General features: G+C 58.7%; 14 protein-coding genes and 1 pseudogene. 5 read left to right on the forward strand and 10 right to left on the reverse strand.

Annotated features, from left to right (window positions below; translation table 11 throughout):
* Positions 1 to 133: 133 nt before the first annotated feature.
* Both XcyCFBP4188_RS18580 and XcyCFBP4188_RS18585 read left to right on the forward strand, forming a co-directional pair.
* Complete coding sequence (locus XcyCFBP4188_RS18580; RefSeq protein WP_006449354.1) at positions 134 to 523, forward strand: hypothetical protein; 390 nt, start codon at positions 134 to 136, stop codon at positions 521 to 523.
* A gap of 21 nt (positions 524 to 544) precedes the next feature.
* Positions 545 to 1,417: a hypothetical protein gene (locus XcyCFBP4188_RS18585; protein WP_006449355.1), complete on the forward strand. Its 873-nt coding sequence runs from the start codon at positions 545 to 547 to the stop codon at positions 1,415 to 1,417.
* A 407-nt stretch (positions 1,418 to 1,824) separates the two neighbouring features.
* On the opposite strand, the gene XcyCFBP4188_RS18595 is transcribed toward XcyCFBP4188_RS18585, so the two are convergent.
* From XcyCFBP4188_RS18595 to XcyCFBP4188_RS18605, 3 genes are all read right to left on the reverse strand, one after another.
* Positions 1,825 to 2,370 (reverse strand): transposase, encoded by a 546-nt coding sequence (locus XcyCFBP4188_RS18595; protein WP_233397345.1) that lies wholly within the window; start codon positions 2,368 to 2,370, stop codon positions 1,825 to 1,827.
* A 174-nt stretch (positions 2,371 to 2,544) separates the two neighbouring features.
* Positions 2,545 to 3,627, reverse strand: a complete 1,083-nt coding sequence (locus XcyCFBP4188_RS18600) for a DUF262 domain-containing protein (protein WP_104592603.1) — start codon at positions 3,625 to 3,627, stop codon at positions 2,545 to 2,547.
* On the reverse strand, positions 3,624 to 4,373 hold the full coding sequence (locus XcyCFBP4188_RS18605) for an FRG domain-containing protein (RefSeq protein ID WP_043907680.1): 750 nt from the start codon (positions 4,371 to 4,373) through the stop codon (positions 3,624 to 3,626). The genes XcyCFBP4188_RS18600 and XcyCFBP4188_RS18605 overlap by 4 nt, the downstream gene beginning before the upstream one ends.
* A 656-nt stretch (positions 4,374 to 5,029) precedes the next feature.
* Between XcyCFBP4188_RS18605 and XcyCFBP4188_RS18615 the strand changes: the two are divergent.
* Positions 5,030 to 5,203 (forward strand): annotated as a pseudogene (locus XcyCFBP4188_RS18615) (helix-turn-helix domain-containing protein); the annotation flags it as partial.
* Here the strand turns inward: XcyCFBP4188_RS18615 and XcyCFBP4188_RS23135 are convergent.
* Together XcyCFBP4188_RS23135 and XcyCFBP4188_RS18620 are read right to left on the reverse strand one after the other, a co-directional pair.
* Positions 5,142 to 5,435 (reverse strand): hypothetical protein, encoded by a 294-nt coding sequence (locus XcyCFBP4188_RS23135; protein WP_167393568.1) that lies wholly within the window; start codon positions 5,433 to 5,435, stop codon positions 5,142 to 5,144. The pseudogene XcyCFBP4188_RS18615 and the gene XcyCFBP4188_RS23135 sit on opposite strands and share 62 nt — an antisense overlap.
* Before the next feature lie 32 nt (positions 5,436 to 5,467).
* The gene (locus XcyCFBP4188_RS18620) at positions 5,468 to 5,881 is read right to left on the reverse strand and encodes a very short patch repair endonuclease (protein WP_046933741.1); all 414 of its coding nucleotides are present in this window, start codon (positions 5,879 to 5,881) and stop codon (positions 5,468 to 5,470) included.
* Between the two features lie 129 nt (positions 5,882 to 6,010).
* On the opposite strand from XcyCFBP4188_RS18620, the gene XcyCFBP4188_RS18625 reads away from it, so the two are divergent.
* A complete protein-coding gene (locus tag XcyCFBP4188_RS18625; RefSeq protein WP_043907175.1) occupies positions 6,011 to 7,333 on the forward strand; it encodes a DNA cytosine methyltransferase in 1,323 nt (440 codons plus the stop codon).
* A gap of 122 nt (positions 7,334 to 7,455) precedes the next feature.
* Here XcyCFBP4188_RS18625 and XcyCFBP4188_RS18630 read toward each other — a convergent pair whose 3' ends face one another.
* The 3 genes from XcyCFBP4188_RS18630 to XcyCFBP4188_RS18640 all read right to left on the reverse strand — a co-directional run bounded on the left by XcyCFBP4188_RS18630 (position 7,456) and on the right by XcyCFBP4188_RS18640 (position 12,373).
* Positions 7,456 to 8,286, reverse strand: coding sequence for a hypothetical protein (locus XcyCFBP4188_RS18630; protein WP_104592604.1), 831 nt, complete (start codon positions 8,284 to 8,286; stop codon positions 7,456 to 7,458).
* A 55-nt stretch (positions 8,287 to 8,341) separates the two neighbouring features.
* Entirely contained in the window at positions 8,342 to 11,029 is a 2,688-nt protein-coding gene (aceE, locus tag XcyCFBP4188_RS18635; protein WP_104592605.1) for a pyruvate dehydrogenase (acetyl-transferring), homodimeric type, read from the reverse strand.
* 342 nt (positions 11,030 to 11,371) lie between these two features.
* Positions 11,372 to 12,373 (reverse strand): arabinogalactan endo-1,4-beta-galactosidase, encoded by a 1,002-nt coding sequence (locus XcyCFBP4188_RS18640; RefSeq protein ID WP_104592606.1) that lies wholly within the window; start codon positions 12,371 to 12,373, stop codon positions 11,372 to 11,374.
* Positions 12,374 to 12,723: 350 nt separating this feature from the next.
* Between XcyCFBP4188_RS18640 and XcyCFBP4188_RS23235 the strand changes: the two genes are divergently transcribed.
* The gene (locus XcyCFBP4188_RS23235; protein ID WP_218972691.1) at positions 12,724 to 12,942 is read left to right on the forward strand and encodes a hypothetical protein; all 219 of its coding nucleotides are present in this window, start codon (positions 12,724 to 12,726) and stop codon (positions 12,940 to 12,942) included.
* A 68-nt stretch (positions 12,943 to 13,010) separates the two neighbouring features.
* On the opposite strand, the gene XcyCFBP4188_RS18650 is transcribed toward XcyCFBP4188_RS23235, so the two are convergent.
* Together XcyCFBP4188_RS18650 and XcyCFBP4188_RS18655 are read right to left on the reverse strand one after the other, a co-directional pair.
* The gene (locus XcyCFBP4188_RS18650; protein ID WP_104592607.1) at positions 13,011 to 14,333 is read right to left on the reverse strand and encodes an XVIPCD domain-containing protein; all 1,323 of its coding nucleotides are present in this window, start codon (positions 14,331 to 14,333) and stop codon (positions 13,011 to 13,013) included.
* Complete coding sequence (locus XcyCFBP4188_RS18655) at positions 14,330 to 14,929, reverse strand: hypothetical protein (RefSeq protein WP_167393569.1); 600 nt, start codon at positions 14,927 to 14,929, stop codon at positions 14,330 to 14,332. Before XcyCFBP4188_RS18655 ends, XcyCFBP4188_RS18650 begins: the two co-directional genes overlap by 4 nt.
* Between the last annotated feature and the right edge of the window lie 266 nt (positions 14,930 to 15,195).

The following is a 15,195-nucleotide window of genomic DNA, read 5'->3' on the forward strand; positions in this document are numbered from 1 at the left end:
GCCGGTTTGCACTTTGTCGTCTTCACGATCCTGATGCTTGGAAATGCAGCCGCTCTATTTCAAAGTTCATAACACGCTCTAGCTTGTCGATGTGCCGGGTGATAACGTGTCAGGACGAATCCCATACCTGGGCATGAACGTGGATATAAAAATTAGGCTCATTTTTGCTACGGGATTACTCGCACTCTCAACCTTGGCTGCTTGTGCAGGAGGAAATATGCGCTCTGATTACAAGAAAAATGATGTTCAGCCGGTCAAGATCGAGAAAGCAGGAAAGTCGCTACAAATCACTTACCACATGCCTGCAGAGAGTCTGTTTTATTCTCCTGGCGTTGATTTCGCGAATGACGGCGGCGTGTTGCGTATCGCCATCCGCAGATGCGGCATCAATGATAAATGCGATGCCATGGCGAAAGCTGCCATGCCACCAGCTGAGCCGTGGACACCGAAGGTCACCGTACCGTACGCAGGCGAAAAGGTCGTACTGGTCTACGCAGACAGTGAAGAGACGTTGGCCCCTTAATTCCAGTCAAGGAGCGATGCAATGAGCACCGAACCGGCGAATGAACGCGTTGTGCTTGGAATACACAGCAACGGTGGACAGGGCGGCCTGACCGATGGCCATGCGTGGATTACGGTCAAGCGAGGCGATTCGCCCACGGAGTATTATGGACTGTGGCCCGACAACCATCCGATGGTGAAGGGTAACGGGGCCGGCACCGACATCCGTTCCGGAATAGAAAAGGGAGAACCTTCTGATGCCGACCGCTACTACGAACTGTCGCCAACTCAAACCAAGGCCCTCGACCAAGCGCTTCGCGAGAATGTCACCTGGGAACTAAATAACAACTGCTCGTCGTGGGCTAGCGAAACGGTGTCTCGCGTCACCGGAAAACAGATTGATGCAGGCACATGGTTGCCCACCGTGGAAACGCCCAACGCGTTGATCGACACCATTCGCGAGCTGGAGTCTCGACATCCTACGTCCCCGTCCACGCCTGAAGCGAATGAGCCTGCGCGCGAGGGACGATCAAGCAACTCACTTGGGAAGGTCGAGCCATCGGAAGAACGTAACAGTCCTTCGGCTAGGGCAATGACTGATCCAGAGCACGCTGGCAATCGTCTTTTCGCCGGGCTACGCGAAGGGTTGCCTCTGCACATCTCCGATGAGCGGGTCGCTTTCGCCGCTCAGCGTGCGCACGAAGCCGGAATCAACGACATGTCGAAGGTGGGCCGGGTCATTGAGCGGGAAGGCGACGTGTTCGTCGTCGGCACGACTCCTGGGTTCCGCGCATCGGTACTAGCTGGCGAGCAGCCCCCCACCATCGAACATTCCAGTACAGCGCTTGCCCAGCAAGCTGCTGTGCAGCCTTCAATGGAGCCCCAGGCTCAGAGCATGAGCCCCCGAATGGTTTAGCGAACTTCTTGGAACACCCCGGTGCGTGCACGCCTGCTTGATGATCCGGCGGCGTATCACCGGTCCAGTAGCCAATCTTGGCCAGCGCGGGCACTCCGCGCTGACGCCACACTCCTGGTGGCCTGCGCTTGGCAACGGCTGGGATGAGCGATCGAACGACTACCGCGCTCTTGTCGGCAAAGCCTGTCCGACGAACTGCTCGCCAGCATCCGCCTCCGTCTGTAGCAACAGCGCCATTTAAAGGGATTGAGGCAATTGGCCAACCTGAGTCACCCCGGCAGGACGACCACGTGGACGTCACGTCGTTGGCCTGCCCAATGCACGCTCTACCATCGCCTGGAAGCGCGAGTCGCCCAAGGCGCGCTCCTGCATGAGGTGAAGGCGGAATGCATGTTCGTCCTCTCGGGCTAGACCCGCATGAAGCCACTTGCATAGACAGACACCCGCTCGGCTGCATCGCAACCAAGATGCAAATAGACCTCGTGCGACGTGATGAGCTGGCTTTTCGCAAGCCCAAGATGCGTGTGCACGCTTGAGCAGCGGTACTCGGCTGGCAGTTCCACCATGCGGGCGCGTACCGGATTGAGTCCGATGTAGCGCAAGACCGTGAGCACATACCGTTCGGTCTGCACCAAGCAGGACTTGAAACGCCCCTGCCACAGGGTTCCGCTGCGCCAGTGCCTGAGATTGAAGGCTTGCACATACGATTGGCCACTGAGCCGCATCGCTGAAGACACCGCGCCAGCCTTATCCGCCGAGACCAGCAGGTGCACGTGGTTGTCCATCAGCACAAACGCATGCACCCGCACAGCAAAGCGCTCGCAGGCCACGCGTAGTAGCAGGCAATAGTGATGCCGATCCTCATCTTCCAAGAAGATCGCGCACCGATTCACGCCTCTCTGGACGACATGCATCGGAACGCCGGGCAGTTCCAGACGCGGCTGACGCGGCATGGCCGGGCCCCCTGCTCAAGAAGAAGACCTCAGCCTGACGGAAGCGATACAGGCCCGCTATCAGACATCGCCGCGCGGACCTGTACGGGCGGCTCGCTTAACCACCCCTTATTGTCGACTGATAATTTAACCTGACCGCGTTATTAATCACGTTATTTCTTCAGTTGAGATGCTTCAGATTTTCTGAAGCGTGACGCCGAGAAACTCACTAAGGATTTTGACACGCTCCTTTATACTAGAAGCATCATTGGTCCCCTGCTGATTAAGGCGATCAAACTCAAGCAGATCGAATGAGGCCCCCTCATAATTTTTTATCGCAGCCTCACGGTTCACAGCTAGCTTCTGCCTGAAATCAAGAAGGCTACGCCGAGTGATCTTTGCTTCCTCTCCGTAGATAACCGCCGATCGAAAGATCAGGTAATAAACCACGAGAATTCCCTGTGCATGTAGGAGCTCGTCACCTGCGGCGAACTCCGCCGCCATCCGATTCAGTACATTCGTTACATCAGCCTTGAGCTTGTCAACCCGAGCGCTATACCCGTCATGGTATCGCTTGGCGAGCGAATCTAGATAGACCTTTTTTGTATCAACGATCTGACCAGAAGTATTGAGACTATCTTCGACGAGTAGAAATCGTGCTGCAGCCTCGCGATGCTGGTAACGGTTATTGCGAAATTTAACTCGACTATGAAAAAAAATGTGCTGAGAAACATCCGTAATTGCCCGGACGACATCGCCACCAATTGCATTTCGCTTCTCCGCGGCATTCAGCGGAACCGCCTCATTTAGCCGAGAGAACATATCCTCGATCAGATCGATATCATCGCCTTCAATCACCACAGTAACAACTGGAAGAACGAAGGAGTCGAACTTCACACGAATCTTGGGGTACTGTTTCGCAATATCCTCATAACTAAGTCCGCCAAGATTTAGCTGAGCATCTCGTTGATATTCAAAATCAGAAGCCAGCGTAAAATCGCCATTCATAAAGCCCCAAATTGCCTCAAGACGCTGCCGCCCGTCAATTACGGCAAAGCGAAATCCTGATTTATGCACCTCATCTTGTCCAAGCACATGAAAATATATTTTCGGCAGATCGTAATCATTAAGAATTGAGTCAATCAAAAGCCGACGTTTCTCACTAGTCCAAACCCCTCCCATGCGCTGATACTCAGGACTCATGTTTATTTCGGAACGCTCTGAGTAAAGCAACATAATAGTGCTGTTCTTAAGGCTTGAGGTATCGACGTAGCTCATTTCATCATATCCTTGAGAATGGCACCGACGCTCGCGAGTTCAGGGAATAAGCTGAACCTTGTCATGCCAAGTAGCTTAAGCTCCTCAGCAAGCGCTTCTTTACTAGCGTGAGGGATTATATATTTCGCAACGTGCGAATGATCACCGACGTCTTCGATCGCAATCTTTTTATTATGGTGAATAGTAAAGGTGCCCATCTGCGCCTGAATTCTAGCGTTGTTCCTCGTAGCGATGGTTGCGACCGGAAATAGCTCCAATCTAGTGTTTTGGCGCAGGCTGTCAACAGTGTAACCCTGAAGCTCGTCATCTTCGAAAGAAGGAATATAATGACCTTCAACTTTGTCTACGATGTTAGCATTTTGGTTTAAAGACGTGGGCCAGAGGCACCAAAGGGCAGCGTCAATATTCGGCTTGTCAGCCCAGTCTTCAACCGCGAAATACATAGAAATGAGGGGGCTTTCGCTCCAGTCGAGCAGCCTAGTTGGAACCCCATAGTGCTGCATGAGGAATGTCCAGTCGAATGACGTTGCCGGGCGTCCATCTGCGAGCATTGCTGCGCTTTGCCGAAATCGATTGAGAAGCGTAGTTTCGGAGGTATCAGAGGCAGACCGCATGAATCCCGGCAGCAGTCTCCATGCCGCGTCAGAATGACCTCGGAACCAAATTGTGCCGGATCGCATTTCACGATCCTCTCGGATAGCAACAAGGAAATCTGAAACACTGCTTATATGTCGCTCTGTGATCATGGCGCCCTACACCTTTGCTAAGTTCGTCCGCGCCACTGCGTGCCTGACGCCATTGATCAAAGTCTACGACAAATTCACAATTGCGTGCGAAAGGTAAGACCACTTTGAGCGCTACGGGGTCAAGTTCACTTCTTACGCAAATTCCAGGCAACTGCCTCAAACTTTTGGATGGTCTACCCGCTATCAACACGAACGCCTAGCTGCGAACGTTGCGATATGGCCAGACTCAGATGCATCGACCTTCCCGGCATCCCGCAGCATATCGTGCGGCGCGGGAACAACCGCTTGCCGTGCTTTCTGGATGATGGCGACCTGCTGCGCCACCTGCTCCTGCTGCATGAGTTCCTACACGCCACAGGCTGCCAGCTGCATGCCTATGTATGGATGGACAACAACCATATGCATTTGCCTGCCACGCCACCTGCACCAGGACGGATCGGGCAGCTGATACAGCGGCTTGGGCGCATCAATAGCCGCCGCGTGCACACCGGCACGCTATGGGAAGGGCTCTACAAAGCTTGTCTTGTGGACAGCGCTGACTACATCATTCGCTGCTTAATCCCCCGGCGGCTTCAACTCCGATTCGCAACACCAACGGTTGTGAAGTGGCCCAGGCGACCTGACTTGAGCGACTTCACCGCCAAGTGGAGTTGCCCATGTCATCCAGCCGCCTGGACCAGGCCGAACGATACCGTTTGCATGCTTTATATGAAACCGGGATGTCGATGCGGGCCATCGCCGATGCGTTGGAGCGCGCGCCCAGCACGATCAGCCGCGAACTGCGCCGCAATCAGCACGCTCGGCACTATCTGCCAGATAACGCCCCTCGAAGTCTTCTCCGAGGAGGTCCTCAACAGCGTTGCGAATCGGAGTTGAATCCGCCCCCCGTTGGTCGGTCAAGTATTGATGGGCAAGAACGGCGACATCGTCGCGATCAGAGGGCGCATCGACGACCCAATCCACAGGCGCGCAGCCGCTTCTATCGACCAGGCAGTTCACCAGGAACAGGCACATATACGGCAACAGCAATTGGCACGAAGCCACCAGCAAGATGCCCAACACGCGCTACGCATGAGTGTCTGACAAATACATTTTTAACAATGGAGGCTATCGAGCACGCGCACGAGTTTACCTGAAAGCCTAGAGAGATCTTTCAGCTCGCATTCCCACACGGCCAGCACACGCCAGCCTAGCGCACGCAATAGCTTGCGCTTCTTCGCGTCTCGCTGACGATTGGCTTCGATCTTAGGCCCCCAGTAATCCACCCTAGACTTCGGCATCTTGTTGCGCTTGCACGCATGACCGTGCCAGAAACATCCGTTAAGGAAGATGACAGTTTTACGGCCGGGGAGGACCACATCAGGGGTGCCAGGCAGGTCTCGCCGGTGCAACCTAAATCTGAACCCAAGCCCATGCAGCAACGACCTCAATGCAAGCTCTGGCTTCGTATTTTTCGAGCCTATCCTCGACATCAGCCAGCTGCGCCGTTCCGGAGTCAATCGATCCATGAATCCTCCGTCTCAAACCTTGAGACAGCATTGCCGCAACATCCGCCACCCTTAAGAGAAGGATCTCTGATCATGCAAAATGACCTCTTCCGATCGACAAAGGAGCGAGGGCCTACTATACTTCCGACTATGAGCAGACCCCTAGGAATCGACCTCTTCGCCGGCGCCGGCGGCCTTAGCCTTGGTTTCGAACAGGCTGGATTCGATGTAGTTGCGGCCGTGGAGATAGATCCAGTGCATGCAGCCGTCCATGAGTACAATTTCCCGCATTGCCGAGTGATCCCGAGATCCGTTACGGAGTTAAGCGGATCGACCATTCGCGCCGCGGCAGGTATAGGCGAACGCACTGTTGACGTAGTGTTCGGAGGCGCTCCTTGCCAAGGCTTCTCGCTTATCGGACAACGCGCGCTGGACGACCCGAGAAATTCATTGGTGAAGGACTTCGTGCGGATCGTTCGCGAGTTGGACGCACGCTATTTCGTCTTCGAAAACGTCAAGGGACTTACGGTCGGCAAGCATCGAAAGTTCCTCGTCGAGATCATCGAGGAGTTCAAGGTAGCGGGCTACGACGTCGTTGAGAACTGGAAGGTCCTCAACGCCTGTTCTTATGGAGTACCCCAAGATCGGCAACGCCTTTTTCTGCTCGGAGCCAAGCGGGGCCTTCCGCTTCCATCCTATCCCATGCCTACGACCCGCAAGCCCGGAGCCACAGAGACCGAGCTTCCTACAGCACCAACCTGCTTCGATGCTCTTAGTGATCTACCGGATGCCGAACGATTCGCTCGACTGAATGGAAACGAAGCAGTGCGCGTAACACGTTGGAACGATACCAATACCTATGCTTCCCACATGCGCTGCTTGGACTCGACAGGCTGGGAATATGGATACAGGAGGGACTGGAACCCCGCTATTTTGACTTCGAGCGCCCGCTCTAATCATAGCGAGATATCGCGCGAACGCTTTGCCTCAACGCCTCCAGGTGAGGTCGAACCCGTGTCCCGCTTCTTCAAGCTTCACCCTGAGGGCGTGTCAAACACGCTTAGAGCAGGAACAGATTCGGCGCGCGGCGCTTTTACCAGCCCACGCCCAATCCATTACAAATGGAATCGTTGCATCACCGTACGCGAGATGGCCCGACTTCATGGCTTTCCCGATTGGTTCCGATTCAATGGGACGAAGTGGCATGGTGCGCGCCAGATAGGAAACGCCGTACCGCCTCCTCTCGCTCGATCAGTCGCAAGCGAGGTGATGCGTGCTCTGGGGATCAAGCCACAACGCCCTAGAAAAGTCGTTTCGCTTGGAGACGATGCCCTGCTACGCTTCGGCACGACCGAAGCGGCTGCCTACTGGGGTATCGCAAATCCAATCGGTCGCAGGGACAAGAAAAGCGGAATAAAGAAGCGTAAGCAGTCAGAGATTTCGCCAATTGCCAGTCTCAATCTGACACCATAGATTGGCACACCTTCCGAGTAACCTCTTCGAAGCCGTGCCAGCCACAAATTTCGATGAGACATTAAAGAGAGGTGCCAGTTACCGACACCTCTTTGCTCGTGCATCCAAACAACTAAAATTTTTTAGATCCCTCTGACAGCGGGAACTAAACGATAGAGCGCATCAGAAGAAAATTCTAAATCGACAAAACTTCCAAGCAAGGCACGTGAAACGGACTTGAACTCTATAACGTGAATTCCGAGATCCTTTTCGGACCTAATGGCGATAGGAACGACCAAATCCGCATTTGTTGTTTCAAATGCAGCTCTAACCTGACTCATTATTTGGCCGGTTAATATTCGCTCGCTACCTTTTTTTGCTTCGCACGTTATAAAAACGCTGGAATAGCCCGGAACGTTAGCTAGATACAGAGCGTCAATTTCAGTGGCTCGCAGCTTTACCGTCATTTGGAGATGCGTAACCTCTTTGACCTGCAGCGCGGAGACAGTGGCCATATGCTGCTCGATTACACGCAGGTTTACCGCAGTTTGGATCAACCAAGCCTCGTCTGATCGACCCAGTTCCCTTGAGGCCAAGGACATGCTTACCGACTGCATGTCTATTCTTTCGGTTTTATCCGTTACTCGATAGAGATCGGGAAAGGGCTCATCATCGCCAGCAGATAAAGGAACGAACTCGAAAGAATCGCCCGTTCCTGTACGCTGCTCACCGGTATACCCAAGAAGCGCTATTTTTCTCGGCCAAATCTTCGAAGCCCCACGGCTACGTATCACGTCCTTAAGGAAGTTCGCGGGGTTTCTATCGCTACGATCTTTACCGTCTTGAGTATTGCAAGCACGAATCGCTTCCGCGACATCTTGCAAAGTCATAAGCGTTTTGGTGAGTCGAAGGTTGCCGGGATCCCAGTACTTTTCGAACAGGTGCAGAATTACGTCCGTTTTATCTGAAGCCATTACTTATCCCCATGCAAGACTGCGCCGCGCTTCTTGTAAAGCGCGGCGCTCAGCATCAAACCCCAACAGGATTCGCCTTCTCAGGATCAATCTTGTACTGCTTGATCGCCCGGGCCACATCCTTCCCCGTCATCTTGCCATCCTTCGCCAGCGCGGCAATCGCCGCGTGTGCGATGTAGTAACGGTCGACCTCAAAGAACCGGCGCAAGTTCGCACGCGTATCCGAGCGACCGAACCCATCCGTGCCGAGCACGCTGTAGGTCATCGGGACGAAGGCGCGGATCTGGTCGGCGAACAGGCGCACGTAATCCGTGGCGGCGATTGCCGGGCCCTGGCGGCCTTCCAGCAGCTGGGTGACGTAGGGCTTGCGCTGTTCGGCCTCCGGGTGCAGGCGGTTCCAGCGTTCGGCGGCGAAGCCGTCGCGGCGCACTTCGTTGAAGCTGGGGCAGGACCAGATGTCGGCGGTGACGCCGAAGTCCTTGTCCAGCAGCTCGGCCGCGGCAATGGCCTCGCGCAGGATGGTGCCGCTGCCCAGCAGCTGCACGCGCAGCTCGCCCTTCTTGGGCTTGCCGGCTTCCTTGAGCAGGTACATGCCCTTGATGATGCCCTCGGCTGCGCCTTCCGGCATGCCGGGGTGGGCGTAGTTCTCGTTCATCAGGGTGATGTAGTAGTACTCGTCGATCTGGTCTTCCATCATCGCCTTCATGCCGTGCTGCATGATGACGGTGACTTCGAAGCCGAAGGTCGGGTCATAGCTACGCACATTGGGGATGGAGCCGGCGATGACCTGGCTGAAGCCGTCTTCGTGCTGCAGGCCTTCGCCATTGAGCGTGGTGCGGCCGGCGGTGCCGCCGAGCAGGAAGCCACGCGTGCGCATGTCCGCTGCCTGCCAGGCGATGTCGCCCACGCGCTGGAAGCCGAACATGGAGTAGTAGATGTAGAACGGCAGCATCGGCACGTCGGAGACCGAGTAGCTGGTGCCGGCGGCCATCCACGAGGCGATGGCGCCCGGCTCGCTGATGCCCTGCTGCAGCACCTGGCCGGTCTGGTCCTCGCGGTAGTACATCAGCTGGTCGGCATCGACCGGCTTGTACTTCTGGCCGAACGGGGCATAGATGCCGATCTGGCGGAACATGCCTTCCATGCCGAAAGTGCGCGCTTCATCGGCCACGATCGGCACGATGCGCGGGCCCAGTTCCTTGTCGCGCAGGGCGATGTTGAGGCTCTGCACGAACGACATGGTGGTGGAATAGCTGCGCTCGCCGCTGTCCTTGAGCAGGCGCTCGAACTTGTCGAGCGTGGGCGCGACGAAGGACTTGCTGGCCTTGGGACGGCGCGAGGGCAGGAAGCCGCCCAGCACGTTGCGGCGTTCCTTGAGGTACTGCACTTCCGGGGAATCTTCGCCGGGGTGGTAGAACGGCACCTGGCCGTCTTCCAATTGGGCGTCGGTGACCGGAATGTTGAAGCGGTCGCGGAAGTGCTTGACCGCCGCGTCGTCCAGCTTCTTGGTCTGGTGGGTGGGGTTGAGCGCCTCACCGGCCGAGCCCATGCCGTAGCCCTTGACCGTCTTGGCCAGGATCACGGTGGGCATGCCGGTGGTGTTCACGGCCTGGTTGTAGGCGGCGTACACCTTGTGCGGGTCGTGGCCGCCACGGTTGAGGCGCCAGATGTCGTCGTCGGACAGGCCGGCGACCATGGCCGCGGTCTCCGGGTACTTGCCGAAGAAGTTGGCGCGCGTGTAGGCGCCGCCAAAGGCCTTGCAATTCTGGTATTCGCCGTCGACGGTTTCCATCATCAGCTTCTTGAGGACGCCGTCGGTGTCCTTGGCCAGCAGGGCGTCCCAGTAGCCGCCCCAGAGCAGCTTGATGACATTCCAGCCGCCGCCACGGAACACGCCTTCCAGTTCCTGGATGATCTTGCCGTTGCCGCGCACCGGGCCGTCCAGGCGCTGCAGGTTGCAGTTGACCACGAAGATGAGGTTGTCCAGGCCTTCGCGGCCGGCCAGCGCGATGGCGCCGAGGGTTTCCGGCTCGTCCGACTCGCCGTCGCCGATGAAGCACCACACCTTGCGGTCGGACTTCTCGATCAGGCCGCGGTTCTCCAGGTAGCGCATGAACTGCGCCTGGTAGATGGCGGCCAGCGGGCCCAGGCCCATCGACACGGTGGGGGTCTGCCAGAACTCGGGCATCAGCCACGGGTGCGGGTAGGACGAGATGCCCTGGCCGTCCACTTCCATACGGAAGTTGTCCAGCTGGGCTTCGCTGATGCGGCCTTCGAGGAAGGCGCGGGCGTAGATGCCCGGGGCGCTGTGGCCCTGGATGAACAGCAGGTCGCCCGGGTGGTTGTCCGAGGGCGCGCGCCAGAAGTGGTTGAAGCCCACGTCGTAGAGCGTGGCGCTGGAGGCGAACGAGGCGATGTGGCCGCCCAGGTCGCCCGGCTTGCGGTTGGCCCGCACGACGGTGGCCATGGCGTTCCAGCGGATGATCGAGCGGATCTTCCACTCCAGCGCGGAGTCGCCGGGATTCTTGGCCTCGTTGGCCGGTGCGATGGTGTTGACGTACTCGGTGGTGGGCGAGAACGGCAGGTAAGCGCCGCCGCGGCGGGTCTGTTCGACCATGCCTTCCAGCAGCTGATGGGCGCGCTCAGGACCTTCTACATCGATGACGGCCTTGATCGATTCGAGCCACTCCTGCGTCTCAAGCGGGTTCGGATCGTTGTGCAGCACTTCGTTCAACCAGTTCATTAGCGCTCCCGGGGGACACACCCCGCGGGTGTGTCGACATCGTGAATTCGTGAACCCCCAAGTGTACCGCACGCACCTGTTGCCATTCCTCGCTACGGGTGCGTATGGAATGGGATGGTGTTGTGCGGAATGCGTTGGTGGCGGATGCCACGCATGCGGCCGCTGCCGGTGTACGACCAAAGGATGAGGGCCGCCGGGCGATTGCCGAGCGCCAGCGCCCGGCTCGGCGCGGAATGGGCCGATGTGCATGCACCGTAGGAGCGCACCTGGGCGCGAGGGGCGTTACCGGTAAAGCCCGTCGCGCCCGGGTGCGCTCCTACGGGGGCAGTCGATAGCGGCCGGTCAAAACGCCTGCAGCGCCTCGGTCAGCTGGCCGTTGTTGTTGACCGCGCCCATGGTGTAGCCCTGCCAGCCGGGGTAGGCGTTGGGTTCCCAATAGAACACGCCGAGCACGCGCGAGCCGATGGCGTTGCTGCGGCTGAGCAGGTTGGTGAGCATGGCGCGGGTGGTGGCGGCCTGCTGCCAGTCCATGCCGACCTCGGCCACCACCACGTCGCTGCCGTAGCGCGAGATCATGTCGCGCATGTTGGTGTCCAGGCGGTTGTTGTAGTCCTGCCAGCTGCCCACCGGCGGGTAATGCGACATGCCGATGACGTCCCACTTGCCGCCAGCCGAGCGCAGGTTGTCGAAGAACCAGCGGAAGTTGGCGTTGTCGTAGCCGTTGGCCAGATGCACGATGACCTTGGCGTTGGGGTACACGGCCTTGGTGGCGTTGTAGCCGCTGTTGATGAACTGGCCCAGGTTGGCGAAGTTGGGCGTCTTGCCCTCGTTCCACAGCATGCCGCTGTTGATCTCGTTGCCCACCTGCACCCAGGTCACGGTGATGCCGTTGTCCTTGAGGTACTTGAGGATGCCCTGGGTGTGGCTATAGACATCGGTATTGAGCTGGGCGACGGAGTGGCCCGCCCAGGCGGCCGGCTTGGTCTGCTTGCCGGGGTCGGCCCAGCTGTCGCTGTAGTGGAAGTCGATCATGATGCGCATGCCTTGCGCGGCGGCGCGCTTGGCCTTGTCGAGCGTGTCGCGTCCATCGTTCCAGCCGCCGGACGGGTTGACCCACACGCGCAGGCGAATGGCGTTGCCGCCGACGTCCTTGAACAGCTTGATGAAGTCGGTAGTGTTGCCGGCCGCATCGCGAAACACCTGCGGCGGGTTGGCCGCGGCCTGCTGGTTGAGCCAGCTGACATCGGCGCCCTTGGCGATGCCTTGCGCGCCTGCGCCGGCGCTGACGAAGCCCAGCAGCAGCACCAACAGCAAGCGGCTATAGCCCTTACGAAACATGCTCATGAAACCCTCTCCCTTGATCGATGGATGTTGCGCCACGCGGCGCCTTGCCTGATCCCCCTGAATCTCGATGCGTGCTGTGCGGCGATGCGGGCAATGCCGCGATGCCACGCACGCTGCGAAACGGTGGCGATTCAAACACGGCACTGCAACGCGGTTGCGCTCGCTATAGGTGCTGGGCGATTGCGGCATAGTTCGCGGCGGAAAAAACCTTGCGCCAGCGAACTGGCACTATTTTCGCCAGCGCGATGTTGTGCGGGTGCAACAGAAAAACGGCGCGGTATTGCGCGAGGCATCTGATGCTGGCGCTCTGTCGCCGCAACGACACGCATGGCCGATCGTCTGCGACCGCAATGGACCTGGGCCTGATCAGATACGGCGACGCGCTACAGGCCTGCCGGCAATTGGGCGCGCTGGTGGAAGCGCAACTCCTGATGCCCTGCTTGTTCGGCGCACTCTTGTTCGGCGCACTCAACGAGCTCTCGCTGCAGGATCGGCAGCGATCAAACGAAAAAACGCCGGGCAAGCCGGCGTTTTTGGTGCAACGTGCGATGGAAGCAGTCGCAGGTTGAAGCGGCGCTGCGTCACGGAGGCTGGTTGGGCGAATGAACACCACCGGGCCGCGAACGCATGACCGCACTCAACTCATCGCGCGTGCGCCCTGCTGTTGCTGCTGGGTCTGCGACTGCTGCTGTTCCAATGCCACCGACTGGCGTGCGGCATTGTCTGCAACGCGCTGGCTGCTCTGTTCCAGCGGGGTATTGATGGCAGTCATCGTCTCCACGCTGACGCGCAGCTGCGCCGGGTCGTCGGCACGACCCTGCACGGCGAAGGTGCGCGCGGCATCAGGGCTCATCACCACCTCGTCGATGCGCTTGCCGCCAATGGCATGCATTTCCGATGCGAGCGAGCCGGACAACTGCGCGCTCTGCTGATCCGGGCTGCGCCCGGCACGGGCGTCCTGCGCGTGCACGCCACGTTGCGCATCCTGGAACAGGCTATTGCCCACGTGCCCGGGCTGGTCGATGCGCAGCGAGGTGTGGTCGTTGCCATGCTCGCGCGCGTCGCGCTTGGCGGGCTCGCCTGGGGCGAGCGGGCCGCGGATGGCGTCCACCGCGTCCTGGCCGAGGCCACGCGCGCTGCGCGTCAGGATGGTGGTGCCGGTGCGCAGCCCATCCACATCGTTTCGGTATTCGTCGATCATCCGCGCGTTCTTTTCGGCCAGCGGGCGCGCGTTGGGATCGGTGAGCGCCGAGTGCTCACCCAGGAAGTTGCCCAGCTTGTGCGCACCCAGCGAGCTGCCGGCCGCCACCAGCGGGTAGTCCGGGATCAGGAAGTTGGCCTTGCTGTTGCTGTAGCCGGCGCCATTCAACGTGGTGATTTCATCCGGCTTGGCATAGATGCGCACCTGCCCGAAATGCGGTGAGGCGGCGCTGACCGGATCGGACGCCATGACGTGGTTGATCACGCTGTTGCCGCCTTCCGGAATGCGGTAGCTCAGGCTGGCCGCGCCGTACGAGTTGAAGGTTTCGCCCTTGAGGTCGTAGTGGTGCGCAGAGACCTGTGCGAGCGCGCCGCCGAGGGAGTGGCCGGTGACTGTGACTTCGGGTGCGTGGCCGGTTCGCTTTCCCGCAATTTCCGCATAATCGAGCGCGTGTTTGGTCAATGCCAGCGCATCGGCTGCTTGCGGATTGGTCCGCGAGGTGACCATCGCCGCGTCGGTGAGAATGTCCTTGGCCGCGCCTTCAGTGCCCCGATGCGCGACCACAATCTCGCCACTGCCTTCGCGGCGGTAAATGGTGCCCTGGTAGCCATTGGAATTGTTGTTGACGTGTTCGAGAACGGCGTAACGCTGCCCCTCAACCGTGACAATCTCTTCCTGCCCCGGCGCACGCCGACCTACCGCACGATCCTTGTAGGCGTCTTCAGACAAGCCCGCATATTGGGGCGATGGAATGCTCATGGCGCAACTTCCTTGGCAGCCAGTGTGATGGTGAAGAGATTGTCGCGGATCTCAGGCTTGAATTTGTCAGGAGTCAGTTCGCCCACATCAGGGAAGTCATCCATTCCTGAGTTCGGATAACCCTCTCTCCAGTAGTACTTCGTCTGCGGCTGCTGCGCAGTCACCGTCTTGCCTTCGATAAACGACAGGAAGCGGGTTTCTTCCTCGGCACCGGTGGCCTTGAGCAGCACGCTGGCACCGCTGAATTCCCAATGGCAGACGCCGCGGCCGTAATAGTCCTCGTCCTGCATCAGGTCCAGATAGACGGTGCCGCGGTATTCGGTGTCGGAGATCTTCTTGAGCGCGAAATCTTCCTGGCTGGTGATGCGCCCGGCGGTACCGGTGTCGGGCTGGATCTTGCCGCATTCGGCTTCGTTGCTGACGTCGTATTGCGCCGCACCCTGGACCAGGCCGAAGGTACCAGGCGCCTTGTCCAGGGTGACCGTGACCTCGAAGGCCTTGCGCGGGCTGGGATTCAATTTGGCAAGGCCGCGACCGCCCGCCTCCACGTCGGCTTCTGCAGTGGCCTCGGTTGCGGGGGATGTGGTCTGGGTCATGCTGGTCTCCGGGGCGTTACAGGCCGTAAGCAAAAGGGCCAGCAGGCTCGGTGTGAGAATCAGGCGCAAGGCCGGCCTCCATGGCGATAAGGGGGCTCAATCTAGTCCGCTTGAGCCGGTGGGGTCAATTTACGGCAGCTGACGTGAGGCAGTTGTTGCCCGCCGGAAAGCTGCCATGATTCGACCTGTCCGCTAGGGGGAGCGCGTTATCGCCACGGGGTTCACATCGCCAGCCGACAACGTGGCCGTCACCCCGCGCGTGCATT

The sequence above is a fragment of the Xanthomonas hortorum pv. cynarae genome (assembly GCF_002939985.1).
Classification (GTDB): Bacteria; Pseudomonadota; Gammaproteobacteria; order Xanthomonadales; family Xanthomonadaceae; genus Xanthomonas; species Xanthomonas hortorum_D.